Annotated in this window: 15 protein-coding genes; 6 read left to right on the top strand and 9 right to left on the bottom strand. The window is 73.6% G+C overall.

What is annotated here, in order from left to right:
• Window positions 1–2: 2 nt before the first annotated feature.
• Both LZ604_RS04595 and LZ604_RS04600 read left to right on the top strand, forming a co-directional pair.
• Window positions 3–377, top strand: a complete 375-nt coding sequence (locus tag LZ604_RS04595; RefSeq protein WP_234512810.1) for a hypothetical protein — start codon at window positions 3–5, stop codon at window positions 375–377.
• Between the two features lie 97 nt (window positions 378–474).
• A complete protein-coding gene (locus tag LZ604_RS04600; RefSeq protein ID WP_234512811.1) occupies window positions 475–849 on the top strand; it encodes a hypothetical protein in 375 nt (124 codons plus the stop codon).
• Here the strand turns inward: LZ604_RS04600 and LZ604_RS04605 are convergent.
• The 9 genes from LZ604_RS04605 to pgfA all read right to left on the bottom strand — a co-directional run bounded on the left by LZ604_RS04605 (window position 806) and on the right by pgfA (window position 12,613).
• A complete protein-coding gene (locus LZ604_RS04605) occupies window positions 806–1,615 on the bottom strand; it encodes an FkbM family methyltransferase (protein WP_234512812.1) in 810 nt (269 codons plus the stop codon). The two genes, LZ604_RS04600 and LZ604_RS04605, sit on opposite strands and share 44 nt — an antisense overlap.
• Window positions 1,612–1,830, bottom strand: a complete 219-nt coding sequence (locus LZ604_RS04610; RefSeq protein WP_234512813.1) for a Trm112 family protein — start codon at window positions 1,828–1,830, stop codon at window positions 1,612–1,614. The genes LZ604_RS04605 and LZ604_RS04610 overlap by 4 nt, the downstream gene beginning before the upstream one ends.
• Window positions 1,827–2,738: a hypothetical protein gene (locus LZ604_RS04615; RefSeq protein ID WP_234513101.1), complete on the bottom strand. Its 912-nt coding sequence runs from the start codon at window positions 2,736–2,738 to the stop codon at window positions 1,827–1,829. Before LZ604_RS04615 ends, LZ604_RS04610 begins: the two co-directional genes overlap by 4 nt.
• Before the next feature lie 15 nt (window positions 2,739–2,753).
• The gene (locus LZ604_RS04620) at window positions 2,754–3,488 is read right to left on the bottom strand and encodes a class I SAM-dependent methyltransferase (RefSeq protein ID WP_234512814.1); all 735 of its coding nucleotides are present in this window, start codon (window positions 3,486–3,488) and stop codon (window positions 2,754–2,756) included.
• Window positions 3,485–4,795: a condensation protein gene (locus LZ604_RS04625; protein WP_234512815.1), complete on the bottom strand. Its 1,311-nt coding sequence runs from the start codon at window positions 4,793–4,795 to the stop codon at window positions 3,485–3,487. The genes LZ604_RS04620 and LZ604_RS04625 overlap by 4 nt, the downstream gene beginning before the upstream one ends.
• Window positions 4,792–9,117 carry an alpha-(1->3)-arabinofuranosyltransferase gene (locus tag LZ604_RS04630; protein ID WP_234512816.1) on the bottom strand — a complete coding sequence of 1,442 codons (4,326 nt, stop codon included), beginning with the start codon at window positions 9,115–9,117 and terminating at the stop codon, window positions 4,792–4,794. The genes LZ604_RS04625 and LZ604_RS04630 overlap by 4 nt, the downstream gene beginning before the upstream one ends.
• Window positions 9,114–9,896, bottom strand: coding sequence for a class I SAM-dependent methyltransferase (locus LZ604_RS04635; protein WP_234512817.1), 783 nt, complete (start codon window positions 9,894–9,896; stop codon window positions 9,114–9,116). Before LZ604_RS04635 ends, LZ604_RS04630 begins: the two co-directional genes overlap by 4 nt.
• Entirely contained in the window at window positions 9,893–11,080 is a 1,188-nt protein-coding gene (locus LZ604_RS04640) for a glycosyltransferase family 4 protein (protein WP_234512818.1), read from the bottom strand. Before LZ604_RS04640 ends, LZ604_RS04635 begins: the two co-directional genes overlap by 4 nt.
• 555 nt (window positions 11,081–11,635) lie before the next feature.
• Window positions 11,636–12,613, bottom strand: coding sequence for a cell envelope lipid trafficking protein PgfA (gene pgfA / locus LZ604_RS04645; protein ID WP_234512819.1), 978 nt, complete (start codon window positions 12,611–12,613; stop codon window positions 11,636–11,638).
• Window positions 12,614–12,859: 246 nt separating this feature from the next.
• Here pgfA and LZ604_RS04650 point away from each other — a divergent pair, with 246 nt between their 5' ends.
• From LZ604_RS04650 to LZ604_RS04665, 4 genes are all read left to right on the top strand, one after another.
• Complete coding sequence (locus LZ604_RS04650; protein ID WP_234512821.1) at window positions 12,860–13,012, top strand: hypothetical protein; 153 nt, start codon at window positions 12,860–12,862, stop codon at window positions 13,010–13,012.
• 3 nt (window positions 13,013–13,015) lie between these two features.
• A complete protein-coding gene (locus LZ604_RS04655; protein WP_234512823.1) occupies window positions 13,016–14,254 on the top strand; it encodes a PucR family transcriptional regulator in 1,239 nt (412 codons plus the stop codon).
• 158 nt (window positions 14,255–14,412) lie between these two features.
• Entirely contained in the window at window positions 14,413–15,186 is a 774-nt protein-coding gene (locus LZ604_RS04660) for an IclR family transcriptional regulator (protein WP_234512826.1), read from the top strand.
• Window positions 15,183–16,043 (top strand): SMP-30/gluconolactonase/LRE family protein, encoded by an 861-nt coding sequence (locus LZ604_RS04665; protein ID WP_234512828.1) that lies wholly within the window; start codon window positions 15,183–15,185, stop codon window positions 16,041–16,043. Before LZ604_RS04660 ends, LZ604_RS04665 begins: the two co-directional genes overlap by 4 nt.
• The last annotated feature ends 197 nt before the right edge of the window (window positions 16,044–16,240 follow it).

Consider the following 16,240-nt stretch of genomic DNA (forward strand, 5'->3'; position numbering starts at 1 on the left):
GTATGAGCGAAACCTTCCGGTCTGAACGGACCTTCACGGTGTGGCAGTACACCGTCTTCCACCATGGCCGGCTCCTGCTGCGCAGTTCGCGCCGCACGGAGTCCGACACCCGCATCGACCTCCATGTGGCCGGTGTGAGCGGGATGTTCCTGCGCCCCTCGTACGACGGGATCGTGATCCGTGAGGGGACGGCGGAAGAGGTGCGCCATGTCACCTCGGTCCTGGGTCCGGAGGTCTTCCGGCACGGAGGGCGCCTCCATGTCATCGGGGAGGACCGCCTGACGGGTTTCGTCGTCGGCGGGCCGCTGGAGTGTCACGAGTCGCACAGCGCGGACGACGCTCCCTCCGGATTCCTCCACATGCCCCCGACCGCCTAGCGGACGCACCTTCGCCCTCCCGGCCCGGCACCCGCGCCGGGCCGGGAGGGCTCGGTGCACAGCACCTGTGTCCCTACGTCAGCGCGCCAGGAGAGACATGGCCGACATCTTCCGATCGGAGCGCACCTTTCAGGTGTGGCACTACACAGCCGCTCATCACGACCGGCTTCTGCTGCGGTCCACGGCGGACGAAGCGAACCACCGACGCGTCGACCTCTACGTCGAGAGCGTGCGCGGCCTCCTGCTGGAGTCGCTGTATCGCGGCATCGTCATCCGCGAGGGCACCCCCGAGGAAGTCCGGGAGGTGGAATCCGGCTACGGCATTCCGGTCACGTCCGAACCCGTGTACCTCCACGTCATCGGGGAGGAACGGATGCGCGGGTTCATCGTCGGCGGCCCGCTTCAATGGCACGAGGACTACGGGGGGTTCAGAGACCCCTCCCACTTCGGTCCCCTTCCCGGAACCGCGTGACGCACGGCCGGCGCCCGTCCGGCAGGAACAGCACCGAGTTGACGTAGCGCGGGCCGCGGAAGGGCAGGACGCGGCGCAGCAGGCCGTGGGAGACGACGTACGAGGTCCTCGCCTGGTGCGCCTCCAGGATCCGCGGGTCCAGCGGCAGCCAGGAGCGGGAGGGCAGCACCCAGCCCGCGTAGCCGAGATCCGCGAGGAAGCGGACGACAGGTGCGATCGGCTGGATACGGGACTCCAGTTCGACGAAGAGGGCGGGCCGGTCGCGCGTCAGGATGTTCCGGGCTCCGCGGAGGACCGCCGGCTCGTTGCCGTCCACATCGACCTTGATGAAGCCGACATCGCGCAGCCCCAGCCCGTCGAGCGTGACACAGGGCACCTGGACGGCGTGCGCGTGGATGTCCCGGCGGACCAGGGAGGACACGCCCCGGTCGCCCGCGTCGCCGGACGGCAGCCACAGCCGGGCGGTGCCCCGGCGGTCGGAGGCCGCGGCCGGGACGACCCGCACGTTCGCCGGGGCGGTGGCGGACAGCAACCGGGCCAGATGGGGCACCGGCTCCACGGTCACCACCCGGCGGGCCCGTCTCGCCAGGCGGTGCGTCCACGGGCCGTACCAGCCGCCGACGTCCACCGCCGTGCCGCAGCCGGGCGGGCACAGGTCGGCGAGCCGGGACAGCTCCGGCTCGCACCGCGGATACAGCAGCCGGGCCGTCGCCGCGACCAGACGGGTGGGCAGGCAGCGGGCGACGCGGGCGGTGGCCGTCGTCATCGGGCCAGCCGCTTCAGCAGCCGCTCGTGCTCGTCCTCGCTCACCTGCTCGCCGGAAGTGGGCAGCAGCTGCGGAATCCCGTCGACGATCGGGTAACGGCGGCGCAGCCGGGGGTTGTAGAGCGCCTCGTGGTCGTCGCCGGCCGGCAGCAGATGCAGCGGGCCCTTGTCCAGCGGGCAGGCCAGGATCTTCAGCAGCGGGTCGTCCGGGTTCACGGGGGAGTCAACTCCTTCGCGGTCAGGGTGCGCCGGGGAGGCGGTGCGGTGTCGTGCTTCGGCATCGCCAGCAGGACCGCGACCGCGAGGGCCGTGCCCGCGAGACGCAGTGCGAGCCGGAGCGGCTCGTGGGGCAGCGCCTCGCCGAACGACAGCGTGCCGAGCACCGCCGTGAACAGACACGTCACCGTGGTGCACACCGGAACGATCAGCGAGGCCCGGCAGCGCTGCAACGCCGCCTGCGACATGACCAGACCGAAGCCGCCGGTGCACAGCAGCAGATAGGGGTACGGGGAGCGCACCAGGCCGAGCACGGCGTCCCCGGGCCCGCTCGTCGTCAGGCAACCCGCCATCCCCTTGATGGCGAGCGAGCTGACCCCGTACAGCAGGCCCACCGCCACGCCGTACTCGACGCCCGTCGTCGGCAGCCGGTGCCGGTGGCGGGCGCGCCGTTCGGCGGACCCGTACAGCCACACCCCCAGCGCCAGCGTCGGCACACAGACCGTGAGGATCAGCGGATACGGGGCGCTGCGGCTCACCGTGTCGGAGCCCTCCCGCAGCGACAGCACCACCATCAGCAGGGCGAGCAGGATGGCGCCGAGCGCGTACCGCTCCCGCCCCGAGGTCTCCTCGCCGAGCAGCCGAGACGACAGCAGCACCAGCAGCACCAGTCCGGAGACGAAGATGCCCTGGGCTGCGGCGATCGGCAGTGTGCGGTAGACGGCGAGCTGGGCCCCGAAACCGGCGGCCAGCGCCAGCGCCCCCCCGATCCACAGCGGACTGCCCAGGACCAGGCGCAGCAGCCGGGCCGGGCGGCGGAAGTCCACCGCGGGCAGCGCGGCGAGGGCCTTCTTCTCCAGGACGAACCCGGAGCTGTAGAGCACGTTCGCCAGCAGGGCCGCGGCCACTCCCCACCACATGCGCTACGTCCTTCGCGCGTGCAGCAGCAGGATGGAGGCCGCCGACGGCACCGCGCAGGCCAGGCGGTCCAGCGGGTGCAGCGGGCGCGGTACGCCGTGGAACGGCGCGCCCCTGAGCGCCACGACCTGGAAGCCGGCCGCGGTGACGAACTCCCGCAGGGCGCGGGCGGTGGCGAGCCGCAGATGCCCCACGACCTCCCTGCCGGGGCGGCCGTGGATCGCGCGCAGGCTGACCTCCGAGAAGACGGGCTGGACGCCCAGCAGCAGCAGGGCGCGGTTGTACCAGGCGGCGAGATTGGGCGTGGAGAGCATCAGATGGCCGCCGGGGCGCAGCACGCGGCGGATCTCGTCGAGCGCCGAGTCCGGGTCGACGAGATGTTCCAGGACCTCGCTGAAGAGGACGGCGTCGGCCGATTGCGGGCGGAACGGCAGCCCGCCGTCGGTGAGTTCGCCGCGCACCGTGTACGGCAGCCGGGTGTGGGCCCGTCTGAGCGCGTCCTGGGACCAGTCGACGCCGACGATCCGGTGACCGGCGAGGAGGGGGGCGGCGGTGGCGGCGGCGGTGCCGTCCCCGCAGCCGATGTCCAGGACCGTCTTCGCGCCGGCGGTGGCCGGGCCCAGCGCGGCGGCCAGCATCCGGGCCTGGCGCAGACTGCGGGGGGTGCCGGAGGCGACGGGTACGGCGGGGTCCTCGTAGAAGTCGCGCAGTCCGCGGCGGACGGGGGCGGTCGTGGTCATGGGGTTTCCTCGGTCGCGTGCAGAGAGTGCTCGAAGAGGTCGCGCAGGCGGGCGCCGTCGTCGGGGCCGAGCAGGGCGCGGGACCAGCGCAGGGCGAGATGGAGACGGCCGTCGGTGGAGGCGGTGGTGAACGTCAGGCCGCGGGGCATGCGGGCCGGGGCCGAGAACCACACGGCGTGCGCGCGGCCCGCCTCCGCCCCGAAATCCATCGGATACGGGATGCGGCCGACGTTGCTGAGCAGCGTGGTCGAGGTCCAGGGGACCGCGGCCCGGCGCAGCGCGCGGACGGCGGCGGCACGCCAGACGACGGGCACGACGGGGGCGGTGAGCAGGGCGGCGCCGTGACCGAGCTGGGGGCGCGGCAGGGACTTGAGGGCACGGGTCCGTCGCGCGGTGCGGCGGAGCAGGGCCGGGAGGTCGCCGTCGGTCAGCTCCTCGGCGGAGAAGGGCACTTCGACGAGGCGTGTGCCGTTGCCGATCGGCATGGTGGCGTCCCGGGGGCGGTCGTCGACGGGCATGGTGATGCGCATCGGGCGGGGCCGGGCACCGTGTTCCTCGTTCCAGCGGGCGACGGTCAGGGCGGTGGCCACCATGAGCTGGTCGTTGACGGTGTAGGGGGCGGCTTTCGGGCGGTGGGGGACGGGGAGTTCGGTGACGAGGAGGCCGTTGCCGGGGGAGGTTTCCGGGTTTCCGGGCGCCACCCGCGCGGGCCGGACCCACGGCGAGGGGGTGTTTGCCGGCCGGTCCGGGGCCTCGGGCGGGCGTACGGGCGGAGCGGCGGGGGAGTGGTCGCGGCCGCCGTAGAGTTCGGCGGCCGTCGCGAGAATGCGCAGGCAGGCCGGGCCGTCCAGGGCCGTGTGGTGGACGGTGAGCACGAGGACCGTGCCGTGGGTACCGTCGCCCGCGAAGGGGCCGGGCACCACCTCCAGGCGGATCGGCGGGGACAGGGCCAGCGGCGGGGCCTGGGACAGCGCCCGCGCCCTCGCCTCCCGGAGGGCGTCCGGGCCGGGAGGGGAGAAGGTCACCGCCTCGACCTCCGGGTCCCCCGTCAGTTCCCACGCATAGCGGCGGGCGTACCAGGGGAGGCGGGCCTGGTGCATCAGGATGCGGGGGTGGCGGTGCAGGGCCTCCGCGAACGCCTTGCGCAGGCGGGAGGGGTCCAGGCTGCCCGGCAGGTGCACCTCGATGAGGACCGTCTCCGGTTCCTCCTCCTGGAGACAGTGCCGGGCCACCTCGTCCACCACGGGAAACGGGATCCGGACGGGCCGCCGCACGGGATCCCCGGCGTGGTGCCCCAGCGCGGTCATGCCCCTTCCCCCCGGGTGTCGTCCGGTTCCCCGGGCGTTGTCGCCCCGGGCCTCGGCTTGCGCAACGACCACCGCCCGGCCGACGGCTCCGGCTCGCCGGGCGGCCGGCTCGCGCCCCGCTTCCGGCGCGGCAGGGGCTGCGTCGGTGCCTCCGCCGAGGTGGGGGCCGTGCCCACCGTCGGCAGCACCGCCGTCGACCCCGGCGCGTCCGGCTCCTGAACGCTCACCAGGCCCGCGAACAACCCGATCAGCGCGAGGAGTTGGGCCGCGGGCCCGAACGCGCCCAGCCCGGCCCCCGGTGGCGATCCCGCCCCCGTCGCCGCCGCGATCCCCGCCCCCGCGAGTGCGAGGAACGCGATCGGCACCAGCAGCGCGTGCCGCCACCGGGCCACCAGTGCCAGCAGCGGAACCAGCAGCGCGAACGGCCCCGCGATCACGATGCCGACCACGGTCACCACCACCGTGCCGAGCCACACCCCGGCGCCCGGCGGCGCCACGGACGGCCCGTCCGGGTTCGGTGAGCGGCGCCGCCACAGTGTGAAGAACGCCAGCACCGCCACCGCGGCCCCGCCGCCGATCAGCCCGGCCTGGTACGTCGTCGCGGGCGCGTACGACAGTTTCACCGTGCCGCCGGCCCCGGCCGGAATCCGCCAGCCCTGCTGCCAGCCGTCCAGCCGCACCGGTGTGAGCCTCCTGCCGTTCAGCGTGGCTTCCCAGCCCTCGTTGTAGTTCTCGTAGGTGGTCAGGTACGAGGCCGCGCCCGAGCCGACCGTCACCTCGCGGCGATCGCCCAGCCAGTCGGCGATCCGCAGGTCACGGCCTGCGGCCTCCGGCTCGGTGGCGGTCCCCCGGGTCAGCGTCACGTCCGTCACCGTCAGCGGGCCGGCGTCGCCCGCCTCCACCCGGTGCGCGCCGGTGGGCAGTTGGACGGAGGGATCGGCGCGGTGCTGCTGACACAGCGTCAGCGCTACCGGCCGGCGCTCCACCAGATCGCGTACGGTCCCCTTCGCGCCCGTCTCGTACAGCTCTCCGTCGATGGCGAGCACGGGACCCTGACCGCACGGCAGCGAGAACGTCCGTGTGACGGACGGCTGGGGCGTGCGGTACTGCTCGAGCGCGGGGATGTACGCCTCGGTGAGGCCCACGGGCAGGCGCAGATCGTCGTTCGCGACCGGGTTGTGGAGGGTCACGGGAGCCGTCTGCAGGACCGTGATGTCCAGGTGGTCGGTGGTGATCGGATCGAAGCGGGCCCAGCCGTTCTCGTCGACGCCGGCGATCGTCGCGCCATCCGGGGAGCTGATCTCCACCTTCGTCGGACGGCTCGACAGTCCGCCCGCGGCGGCCAGCACGATGGAGCCGACCGGCTGCTTGCCGGGCCAGTCGAGGTGGATCGTCGGTCTGTCCCCGGCGATCCAGGCCGTGGTCAGGTCGCCGTCGGTGAGGTTGCGGGCCGACAGGCCGGCGCCCAGCTCCGCCGTGGAGTCGGCCGTCGCGGTGATGCGGCCCTGCTGCCCGGGCGCCACCTGGTACAGCAGCTTGTCCAGTGCCTCGCCCGTGACCGGCACCGCGCTCGCCCTCACCTCGAACGCTCCCGCCACCGAGGTCGTGAAGCGCCGGTGCAGGCCGGCCTCCGTGCCCGTGGCGGACAGCCCGGTCGGGTCGGTGGCACGGTGCAGGGAGACGATCTCGGCGCTCGCGTCGGACCCGTCCGCGTCCGTCGGGAGCCTGAGCAGGCGGGTCACCTGGACCCCGGGCACCTTGATCTCCGAGAAGCCCGCACCCGTCAGGCCGGTCCTGTGCCGCACCGAGTCCAGGATCGTGATCCGCAGCCAACCGGTCGAGCCTGCGGGGGACTTCACCGTCTGCGTCGTACCGTCGGGGTGGAGATAGCCGCTCACCGAGCCCCTCGCGGTCTCCACCCGGATCCGGGTCGCCGCCGCGCGGACCCCGTCCTGCGGCAGCGGCGTCACCTTCAACGACGACGGCATGTCCACCGGCCGCGTGAACGTGATCCGCAGCCACTGCCCGTCCGCCGAACCGGCGGCACCCTCCGCCCAGGCCGTGTCCGGGTTGCCGTCGAAGGCGTTCACCGGGTCGTACTGCGGCAGATGGAACAGCCAGTTGCCGCTGGAGGACGCCGTCACCGAGCGGGCGCCGCGCAGCTCGGCGACGGTCTGATGGCCGAGACCCGTCGTCGGCAGGATCTGGTGCGGCGTCCGGCCGGGGTCCTGCGCGGCGCCGGGGGCGTTCTTCTCGTCGCGCGTGTACGTGTACGACGTGTTGGCGTCGACCAGGCCGAAGCGGGTGTCGGCGCGGCGCAGGCCGTCGCCCACCACCTGCACCGGGGAGGTGCCCAGGCCGGGGGTGTTGTCGCCGGTGAGCACCGCGGCCCGGCCCCGCATCACCGGGTCGGCGGCCAGCGGCAGCAGCGCCTCCGGGCCGCCGGAGACGACGGCGGTGTCCGCGACCGGCAGCAGCCGTGCCGGACCCGGCCTCTGCACGTCCGTGCCCACCGGCTCGTAGATCTCCACGGCCCGCAGGCGCGGATAGAGGCCCTCGACCTGCAACGGGGCGCCGTGCGCGATCCGCCCCCCGGTCATCACCGGTCCGAAGCCGGTCACCCGCCGGTAGCCGGACTGTTCCAGGGCGCGCTTCACGGTGGCCGTCGGGACGTAGCCGATCTGGTCCGGGTCGAGGTCGTTGCGGACGATCACGTAGTGGAGGCCGGCCCGGCTCAGATAGTCGGCGAGCCCGGGGATGTCACCGCCCGTCATCAGGGCCTGCTCGACCGCGTCCATCGCGCGCCGGTTGCCGGCGGTGCCGAAGGGCACGAAGTCCCGCTCGGCCCAGCGGGAGTCCGCGAGCACATCGAGGGGCTCGTCGACGGGGGAGCCCCAGGAGTAGAGGCCGTGCGCGGTCGCCGGGACGACGAGGTCACGGGAGTCGGGGGAGTACTTCTTCAGCCAGTCGGCCGTGCTCTGCCAGTACTTCGGCAGCTGCCGGAAGGAACCGGGCTGAAGGATCGAGCCGTTGAGATACGGCGACGCGAGTCCGGGGACGACGAGGACCGCCGCGATCAGCGGGGCGAACCGGCGCCCCCGGACCGGGCGGGCCCCACGGGGGTCGGCGGCGATGCCCACGAGATGGACGAGACCGAGCACCAGCGCCAGAGCCGTGCCCGTCTGGAACTTGTAGATGTTGCGGAAGGGGGACAGCCAGCCGTCCAGCCAGTCGCGCACGACTCCGCCGAAGGGCGCGCCGAGCGCCCCTCCGTACCCGGCCAGCGTGACCAGCGCGACCACCAGCACGGTCAGCACCAGCCATCGCCGCTCCGGCATGTCCCGTCTCGCCAGGCCCGCGAGCCCCAGCCCCGCCGCGAGCGCCGAGCAGACGATCACGAGGACCGACGAGGCCACGGTCCAGCCGGCCGGCAGCCACGCCTCACCGAAGTGCAGATACGCCACCCAGTTCCCGGCCCCCCGCAGCGACTCCACCGCCGACATGGTGGACGTCGTGGTCTGCGCGCTTTCCACGTACGGCAGGAAGTTCTCGCCGTAGACGCCGAGCACCAGCAGCGGGACCACCCACCATGCCGTGGCCAGGACCACGCCGAGCACCCACCAGCCGATCAGCTTGCGCCGCCGCGGCCCGCGCGGCCGGGACAGCAGGTAGAGGCCGGCGGGAAGCAGGGACGCCAGGGTCGACGCCGCGTTGACCCCGCCCATGAACGGCACGATCAGCGCCGAGCGGAAGGCGGCGATCCGGGCGCCGTACCGCTCGTCCGTCAGCGGCAGCAGCACCGAGGGCAGGAAGGCACCGGGCAGCGCGGCGGCCGACGTCGAGCCGATCACGACGGTGAACACCGGCCACAGCGCGTAGGCCACCGCGCCGAGCAGCCGGGAGGCGCGGGTGCCCACGGCCAGCCGCTCGGCCAGCCGCAGCGCGCCCCAGAAGGCGACCGACACGACGATCGACATCCACAGCCGCTCCGCGAACCACACCGGCAGCCGGACCGCCTTGGCCAGCGCGTAGTACGGCAGCATCGGCCACAGATAGCCGGTGTACTGGTCCTGGATGCCGCCGAACCCGCCCCGGTCGTGCCACAACTGGCCCAGGTCGGACAGGAAACGCCACGGGTCGACGGTGACCCCGAGCTTGGTGTCGAAGGTCTGCCGCCCCGGGTGCACCGCCAGGAACAGCACGAACACCACGGCCCAGAAGCCGAGCAGCCAGCCCCTCGAGCGGGGACCCTCCGGCGGGCCCGCGCTCCCCGCGGTGGTGCGGACGGCTGCCGGGGGAGGGGCCTGGACCGTGGTCGTCATGGGGGACACCGCCGGAGGATGAGAAGGAGGTTCCAGGTGGCGAACTCGCGCAGCCCCGGCGCTTTGACGACCGCGGACGCGAGAAACGGCCAGTAGCGGGAGCGCGCCGAGACCACCGTGATGTCGTCGCGGGCGCGCACCTGCCGCAGGGTGGGGCCGATGTGCACGGCGAAGAGGTTCTCGCCGAGGGTGTGCTTGGCGGGCTTCCCGGTGCGGCGCCGGTAGCGGGCGCGGGCCCGATCGGCACCCAGGTAGTGCCAGGGAGCCCACTCGTGACCGCCCCACGGGGACAGCCAGTTGGTGAACGACACATAGATCAGGCCGCCGGGCCGGGTCACCCGGACCAGCTCGCTGAGGAAGGTTTCCGGATCGGCCACGTGCTCGAGGACGTTGGAGGAGAAGACGACGTCGGCCGCGCCGTCGGTCAGGGGCAGCAGATAGCCGTCGGCGATCACCGCCCCGTCCGGCGGCCTGGTCCCCAGCTCCCGTACGTCCGGCTCGAAGAGGTAGGCGAGCGCGCCGCGCCGCCGGAACTCCTCGGTGAACCAGCCGCCCCCGCCGCCGACGTCCACCACCGTGCGCTCCCGCACCGGACCGCCGTACGCCTCCACCTGGTCGGCGGCGTCCCGGGCGAGCAGGGAGTAGCAGGCGTCCGGGTCCCGCTGCTCATGCCGGAAGGCGCGGAAGAGGGCCAGGGAGCGGCGTATGGAGGGATCCTTGAGGCCGGAGTCGGGGCCTTTCGCTCTCGCTCCCGCGCCCGGACCGTTCGCCGCCGTCACGGCGCCCAGCTCCTCACCGCCTCTGCCGCCACCGCCCGGAACCGCTGGACCGTACGGTGCCAGCGGTAACGGGCCGCGCGTTCGCGGGCCGCCTTGCCCATGTGCCGGCGGTGGTCGCTGCTGAGCGCGAGGGTGCACCAGGCGGCCGCGAAGGACGACTCCCCGCGTGCCAGCATCCCCGTCTCGCCGTCCACCACGGAGTCCCTGAGGCCGGGCACGTCGAAGGCGATCGCCGGGGTCTCCCGTACGGCCGCCTCCGTCACCACGAGGCCCCAGCCCTCGACGGCGGAGGGGTGCAGCAGCATCCAGGCGGCGCACAGCAGCCGGTGCTTCTCGGCCTCGGTGACATGACCGGCGAACTCGACGCCGGAACCCGCGAGTTGTTCCAGGCGCTGCCGCTCGGGCCCGTCCCCGACGATCACCAGGCGTCCGCCGGTGACCGGGCGCACCCGTTCCCACAGCCGCAGCAGCAGATCGATCCGCTTGTACTCGACGAGCCGTCCCATCGCCACGAACAGCGGATCGGGGGCCTTCGGCTCGAGCGGCCCAGGCTCCTCGACGCCGTTGTGCACGACCCGGATCCGCTCGCGCTCGACGCCGATCGCGCGCAGCGCGTGGGCGGTCGACGGGGAGACCGCGACCAGCAGGCCCTCACGTCTCGCGCCCGCCAGCGCCCAGTGCTCCAGCCGCCGGCCGATCCGGGCGGCGGGCGCCAGCGGGCCCCCGAACCGCATGGGCCACAGGTCGGTGTGGACATGGTTGACCAGACAGAGGGTGGGGCCGTGGTGCCATAGCGGGGCGAGGTACGGCATACCGTTGCACACCTCTACCAGCAGGTCGCAGTCGCCGACGCGGCGGTGGAGGGCGGGCCGGGCGCGCAGGTAGTGGCCCAGGTCGCCGCCCGCCGAGAGGACCCGGTAGTCGCGCAGGGGATTACCGCCGGCCCGGGCGTGGTCGGCGGCGGGGGAGGCGGGTCCGCCGCACAGCAGGGTGACCTGGTGGCCGAGGCCGGTGAGTCCGTCGGCGAGGCGGTCGACCAGCAGTTCCGAGCCGCCCGCCGCCGGGTTGCCGAGATCTCGTCGGGCGAGGAAGACGATGCGGCGCGGGTGTGGGGGGAGCGCCGGGGGGTGCTGCGCGGCGCGCGGGACAGCGGCGCGCAGCGGGGACGGGACGTGCTGGGGCATGGGTGCTCCAACTCGTGTCTCGGGGTGCGGAACTCGGCGTGGGGGCAGGGCGGTGCGGATCACCGCCCGGCCGCCGGCGCGGCCGCGGTCGGCGCCCGGTGCGGGGGGCGCCGTGGCCGTGTGCGCGGGGCGGCCGGTACGGGGAGTGCGCGGGATACCGGGCGGTGCGCCGTGGGACTGACGGTGCCGGCGGTGCGAGGTGGGGGGTGGCGCATGGTGGGGGGTGGCGTGTGGTCGGCCGGTATCGAGTCGTGCAGGTCGTGCGAGCCGTGCGGTCGTGCGGGGCATACGAGCTGCGCGGGTTGTGCGTGTGGTTCGGGGTCCTGCGGGGCGTGCGCGTCGTTCGGGTCTTGCGGGCCCGTTCGGGCCCGTTCGGGCCGCAGGGGTCTTACGGGTCCGGGTCGAGGCGTCTGCTCCGTTTCTGTCGCGGTTCTCCTTGCGTCACCGGTGCGGACAGGCCGTGCTCGGGTGGGGGTGGACAGTTTTCGCCCAGCGGTCCGCCGGAGGCTACTCACCGGGGTGACAAATTCGGGTCGTTTTCAAGCTGACGGCTCATCACATACTGCCCTCCGTCTCGGACATCCCGGATGTTTCGGGATCCCGCCGCCCTCGTACCAGCCACACACCGCCCGCCAAGGCGAGGGCGAACCCTCCCGCCGCGGCACCGACCGGCAGGGTTTCGCCCAGCAGCCGCAGCTGATCGCTCTCCCGCCTGGCCTGCCGGACCTGGTCCTTCTGCGTCGCCGTGGTGAAGGCGATCTTCCGGCTGTCCAGGAGGACCACCGAGTCCTTCGCCGAACCGGGAGCGCGCAGCGTACGCCGCGGGCCGACCTGCGCGTAGATCACCCGGCCGGTGCGCTGGTCGACGACCAGCTCGATGCCGTGATTGGCGTACCACTCCTCGGCCGCCACCTGCCCGCTGGCGGACCGGCCGACCAGCACACCGGGCACCAGCCGGGTGCCGACCCGGGCCGGGGCGACCGTGCCGGTGAAGCGGTAGCCCGGGTATCCCTGGATCTTCCGCGTGCCGGCGTAGTGCAGGGTCACGGTCGCGCCGAGGGAGTCGTCCCACCACTGGTAGGCGCGCCGGCCTACATCGAAGGGGAACTTCAGATACGCGTCACCCTCGAAGTAGGGCTTCTCGCGACAGCAGTGCACCGGCTTGGTGGTCGTGCGGTTCATGACCCAGCGGGCGGGCAGGAACTCCAGCGCGTTGTGCGGGTCGGCGGCCGGCCGCGTCCCGTCGGTGTCGACCGTGGTGGTCACGTCCCACACCGCGGCCCCGCTGCGTTCGCTGTCGGCGACGTCGCCGCGCACCCGCTGGGTCACGGTGATCCGCTGACCGGCGACGGTCCGCACCTCGCCGGCGTCGAAGACGCTGCCCGTGCCGGTGTACACGGCGGTCTCGTCGATGTCGATCGGATTGACGGCGGCCCGCGGAGCCACGTACCACGCGAGCAGCGGGGCCAGCACCAGCAGGAAGGTGCCGAGGCCCAGCAGGACCAGGGAGACGGGTCGGACTCTACGGCGCATCCGGGCACTCCAGGGGCGTGAGACGGCTCGGCCCACGAGGGTTGCGGGTGGGCCGGCACCAAGGGGAAAGTGCGCGTGCGGTCTGGGCCGGGAACCGTAGGCGCCTCTTGACGGAGTGTCAATCACCTGTTGAAACTGAGTACTTGTCGGTACGGGACCGGCAGGGCAGGTGCCGCGGAGTGATCGGCCGGGATCGCGCGGCGCACGGGGGTGGGGGACGACCTCGACAGAGAGGCTTACCCTGCGATGTCCAGACTTCTCGCCGCCGTCCTGACCATGGCGGCCGCCGCCGCGCTCGCCGTCGGTGCCGCGCTCGGCATCGTCGCCCTTCTCGACGCGACGCCCGAGCAGCCGAACACACCGCTGATCACGTACGAGAACACCGGCCAGGAGCGCTGATCCGTGACCGCCCGCCCGGCAACCGTCACGGTCCGCTCGGCCTGGAGCGAAGTGCCCCGTTCCCAGGTGCGGCGGTTCACGGCGCTGGCCATGGCCGAGGCACCGGCGCTCGCCGAGGAGATCCTGCGGGAGATCCGCCGGGAGTACCCGCATCTGCCGGTGGTGCTCGACGACTCCGGCGAACCCATGGCGCTGGTCGGGATCCGCCGTGCCATCGAGGTCTTCGTCCAGCATCTGGAGTCGGCGGACCGCCCGCGCGTGCACCCCGAGGTCTTCCAGGAGTTCGGGCGCGGAGAGGGCCTGGAGGGCCGCAGCCTCGACGCGCTCCAGGCGATCTACCGGCTCGGTGTCCGGCTCGCCTGGCGGCGTTTCGCCGAGATCGGGCAGCGGGTCGACATCCCGCCCCCGGCGATGTACGAGCTCGTCGACGCCGGATACGAGTACCTGGACGGCCTGGTCGACCAGTCGTTGCGCGGCTACGCCGAGGCGGCGGCCCGGCGGGCGGGCGAGCGCCTGAGGCTCCAGCGGCGGCTGATGGAACTTCTCCTGTCCGAACACCACCGCGGCGAACGGGCGGACGCGCTCGCCGAGCGGGCGGCACGGGTGGGCTGGCCGCTGCCGGAGAAGGTCGCCGTGGGGGTGCTGCTGCGCCCGGCGCGGGAGGCGGTGGCACCGGCGGTCGGCCAGGGCGTGCTCCTCGACATGGAGTACGAGCGGCCGCACATGGTCGTACCGGAGCCGGACGCGGCGGGACGGCCGGAACTGCTGCACCGGGCGCTGAGCGGATGGGCCGGGGCGATCGGGCCGCCGGTACCGCTCGCCGACGCGGCGAAGTCGCTGCGCTGGGCCGAGGCGGCGGTGGGGCTGATGGAGCGGGGGCTGCTGCCCGGCGGGGAGGTACTGCTCTGCACCGAGCACACGGAGGCACTGGTGCTGCTCCAGCCGGAGGAGCTGATCGACGATCTGGCGGTGCGCTGCCTGGCGCCGCTGGCCGAGTGCGGGCCGACCCATGCGCGCAGGCTCGCGGAGACGCTCCTGGCCTGGCTGGAGACCCGGGGCGGGGCGCCGGAGGTGGCCGCCCGGCTGAGCGTCCACCCGCAGACCGTCCGCTACCGCCTGCGCCAGATCAGGGAGCTGTGGGGGGACGAGGTCGACGACCCGGACCGCCGCTTCGAACTGGAACTGGTCCTGCGCGCGCAGCGCCTCAGAGGAGAGCTGGGAGAGACGGGCACGCGCCGTTGACTGCCGCGGGACCCGTCGGCGCCGCCTCCCCACTCGACCGCGAAAGACCCCCGCCCCACGCCTCGCACGGCCATTGCCCAACCAAGCCCCCTGTGACTAGCCTGTGTTCGTCATGCCGATCTCCAGTTGAAATTTCGAACATAGAGAGGGGACCGGTCGTGGGACGCCTCGTACCTGCCGTGACCAGGGCTCTCGACATACTCGAGCTCTTCCTCGACGGGGACGGCACGCTCTCCGCCCCGGACATCGTGCGCAGGCTCCAGCTGCCGCGCACCACCGTGCACGAGCTCGTCACCACGCTCGCCGCCCGTTCGTACATCGTCCCCGTGCCGGGGCAGCCGGGACGCTATCGGCTCGGTGTGCGCCCCTACCAGCTCGGCAGCCGTTACGCCGAGCAGCTCGACCTCGCCGCCGAGGGCCAGCAGGTCGCCCGCTCGGTCGCCGACACCTGCGACGAGACGGTGCACGTGGCCATCCTCGAGGGCACCGACGTCATCTACATCGCCAAGGTCGACTCCACACACGCCGTGCGCATGGTGTCGGCCGTCGGCCGCCGGCTGCCCGCCCACTGCACGTCCGTCGGCAAGATGCTCCTCGCGTCCCTCCCCGAGCCGGAGCTGGCCGCTCGCATCCCGGACGACGCCGAACTGGTCGCGATGACCCCCGACAGCATCACCGACCCGGCGGTCCTGCACGAGGCGCTGGCCGGGGTCCGTAGCCGCGGCATCGCCCTGGAGACCCGCGAGTCCAACCCCGATGTCAGCTGTGTCGCGGCCCCCGTGCGCGACCGCACCGGACAGGTCGTCGCCGCGCTCTCCATCTCCGTGCCGATGATCCGCTGGAGCGACGAGCGCCGCGCCGAGCTGGAGCGGCTCGTGGTCAAGGGTGCGGTGGAACTGTCCGAGCGGCTCGGCCACCGGGGCGCCGAGTGACGTCGTACGAGGTGACGTCGTACGAGATCGCCGTACGGGAGTACGCGGACCTCGGCGAGGGCCCGACGTGGGACACCGCCGCCGGGCGGCTGATCTGGGTCGACATCCTGGGCTGCCGGGTGCACACCTACGACCCCGCCCGCGGGCGCCGCACCGTCATGGCGACCGGGCAGCACGTGGGTGCCGCCAAGCCGCGCGCGGACGGCGGTCTGGTGGTCAACCTCCGGGACGGCGTCGCCCTTTACGGTCCCGGCGGAGGCGGCTTCCGCCGGCTGCACCGCGATCCGGTCCCCGGCCGCCGCGGCAACGACGCGGCCGTCGCCCCCGACGGCTCGCTGTGGGCCGGCACCATGCGCTACGACGAGGCGCCGGGCGGCGGCACTCTGACCCGGATCGCCGGCGACGGCACGGTCCGCACCGTCCTCGACGACGTCACCGTCAGCAACGGCACCGGCTGGAGCCCCGACGGCCGGCTGATGTACTACATCGACTCACCCACCCGCCGCATCGACGTCTTCGACGTGGGGGAGGACGGCCTCCCGGCCCGCCGGCGGCCGCTGGCCCATATCGACCGCGGGTTCCCCGACGGGCTGACCGTCGACGCCGACGGCTGTGTCTGGGTCGCCCTGTGGGACGGCGGCGCGATCCACCGCTACACCCCCGCAGGCAAGCTGGACCGCGTCCTGCGGCTGCCGGTGCGCCGCCCCACCGCCTGCGCGTTCGGCGGCCCGGACCTGTCGGACCTCTACGTGACCTCGGCCCGCGCCGGTCTGGAGGCGCCGCATCCGCTCTCCGGCTCGCTCCTGGTCGTGCCCGGCGCCGGAAAGGGCCTGCCGCAGCCCGCCTTCGCGGGCTGACCACCCGCCGACCTGCCCGGCCGCAGGGCGGGAGGCCGTCCTCCCCGGGCCACGACCGGACCACTGGGGTGGTGCGCGGCGACGACCGCGCCCACGCACGGCGTGGGACCGCGGAACCGGCCCCGGATCCGCGTTCAATCGCGCCGGGGAGCCGAGCGCGGGGCAGCACCGCCCACCGTTGCGGATCCCCGACCCGC

The sequence above is a fragment of the Streptomyces glomeratus genome (assembly GCF_021462825.1).
In the GTDB taxonomy this organism is placed as follows: domain Bacteria; phylum Actinomycetota; class Actinomycetes; order Streptomycetales; family Streptomycetaceae; genus Streptomyces; species Streptomyces glomeratus.

What these genes read in the sequence shown, in the direction of transcription:
- pgfA (WP_234512819.1), bottom strand. Translation starts at nt 12,613, where the DNA reads ATGCGCCGTAGAGTCCGACCCGTCTCCCTGGTCCTGCTGGGCCTCGGC.
- LZ604_RS04620 (WP_234512814.1), bottom strand. Translation starts at nt 3,488, where the DNA reads ATGACCACGACCGCCCCCGTCCGCCGCGGACTGCGCGACTTCTACGAG.
- LZ604_RS04640 (WP_234512818.1), bottom strand. Translation starts at nt 11,080, where the DNA reads ATGCCCCAGCACGTCCCGTCCCCGCTGCGCGCCGCTGTCCCGCGCGCC.
- LZ604_RS04625 (WP_234512815.1), bottom strand. Translation starts at nt 4,795, where the DNA reads ATGACCGCGCTGGGGCACCACGCCGGGGATCCCGTGCGGCGGCCCGTC.
- LZ604_RS04600 (WP_234512811.1), top strand. Translation starts at nt 475, where the DNA reads ATGGCCGACATCTTCCGATCGGAGCGCACCTTTCAGGTGTGGCACTAC.
- LZ604_RS04630 (WP_234512816.1), bottom strand. Translation starts at nt 9,117, where the DNA reads ATGACGACCACGGTCCAGGCCCCTCCCCCGGCAGCCGTCCGCACCACC.
- LZ604_RS04595 (WP_234512810.1), top strand. Translation starts at nt 3, where the DNA reads ATGAGCGAAACCTTCCGGTCTGAACGGACCTTCACGGTGTGGCAGTAC.
- LZ604_RS04605 (WP_234512812.1), bottom strand. Translation starts at nt 1,615, where the DNA reads ATGACGACGGCCACCGCCCGCGTCGCCCGCTGCCTGCCCACCCGTCTG.
- LZ604_RS04650 (WP_234512821.1), top strand. Translation starts at nt 12,860, where the DNA reads ATGTCCAGACTTCTCGCCGCCGTCCTGACCATGGCGGCCGCCGCCGCG.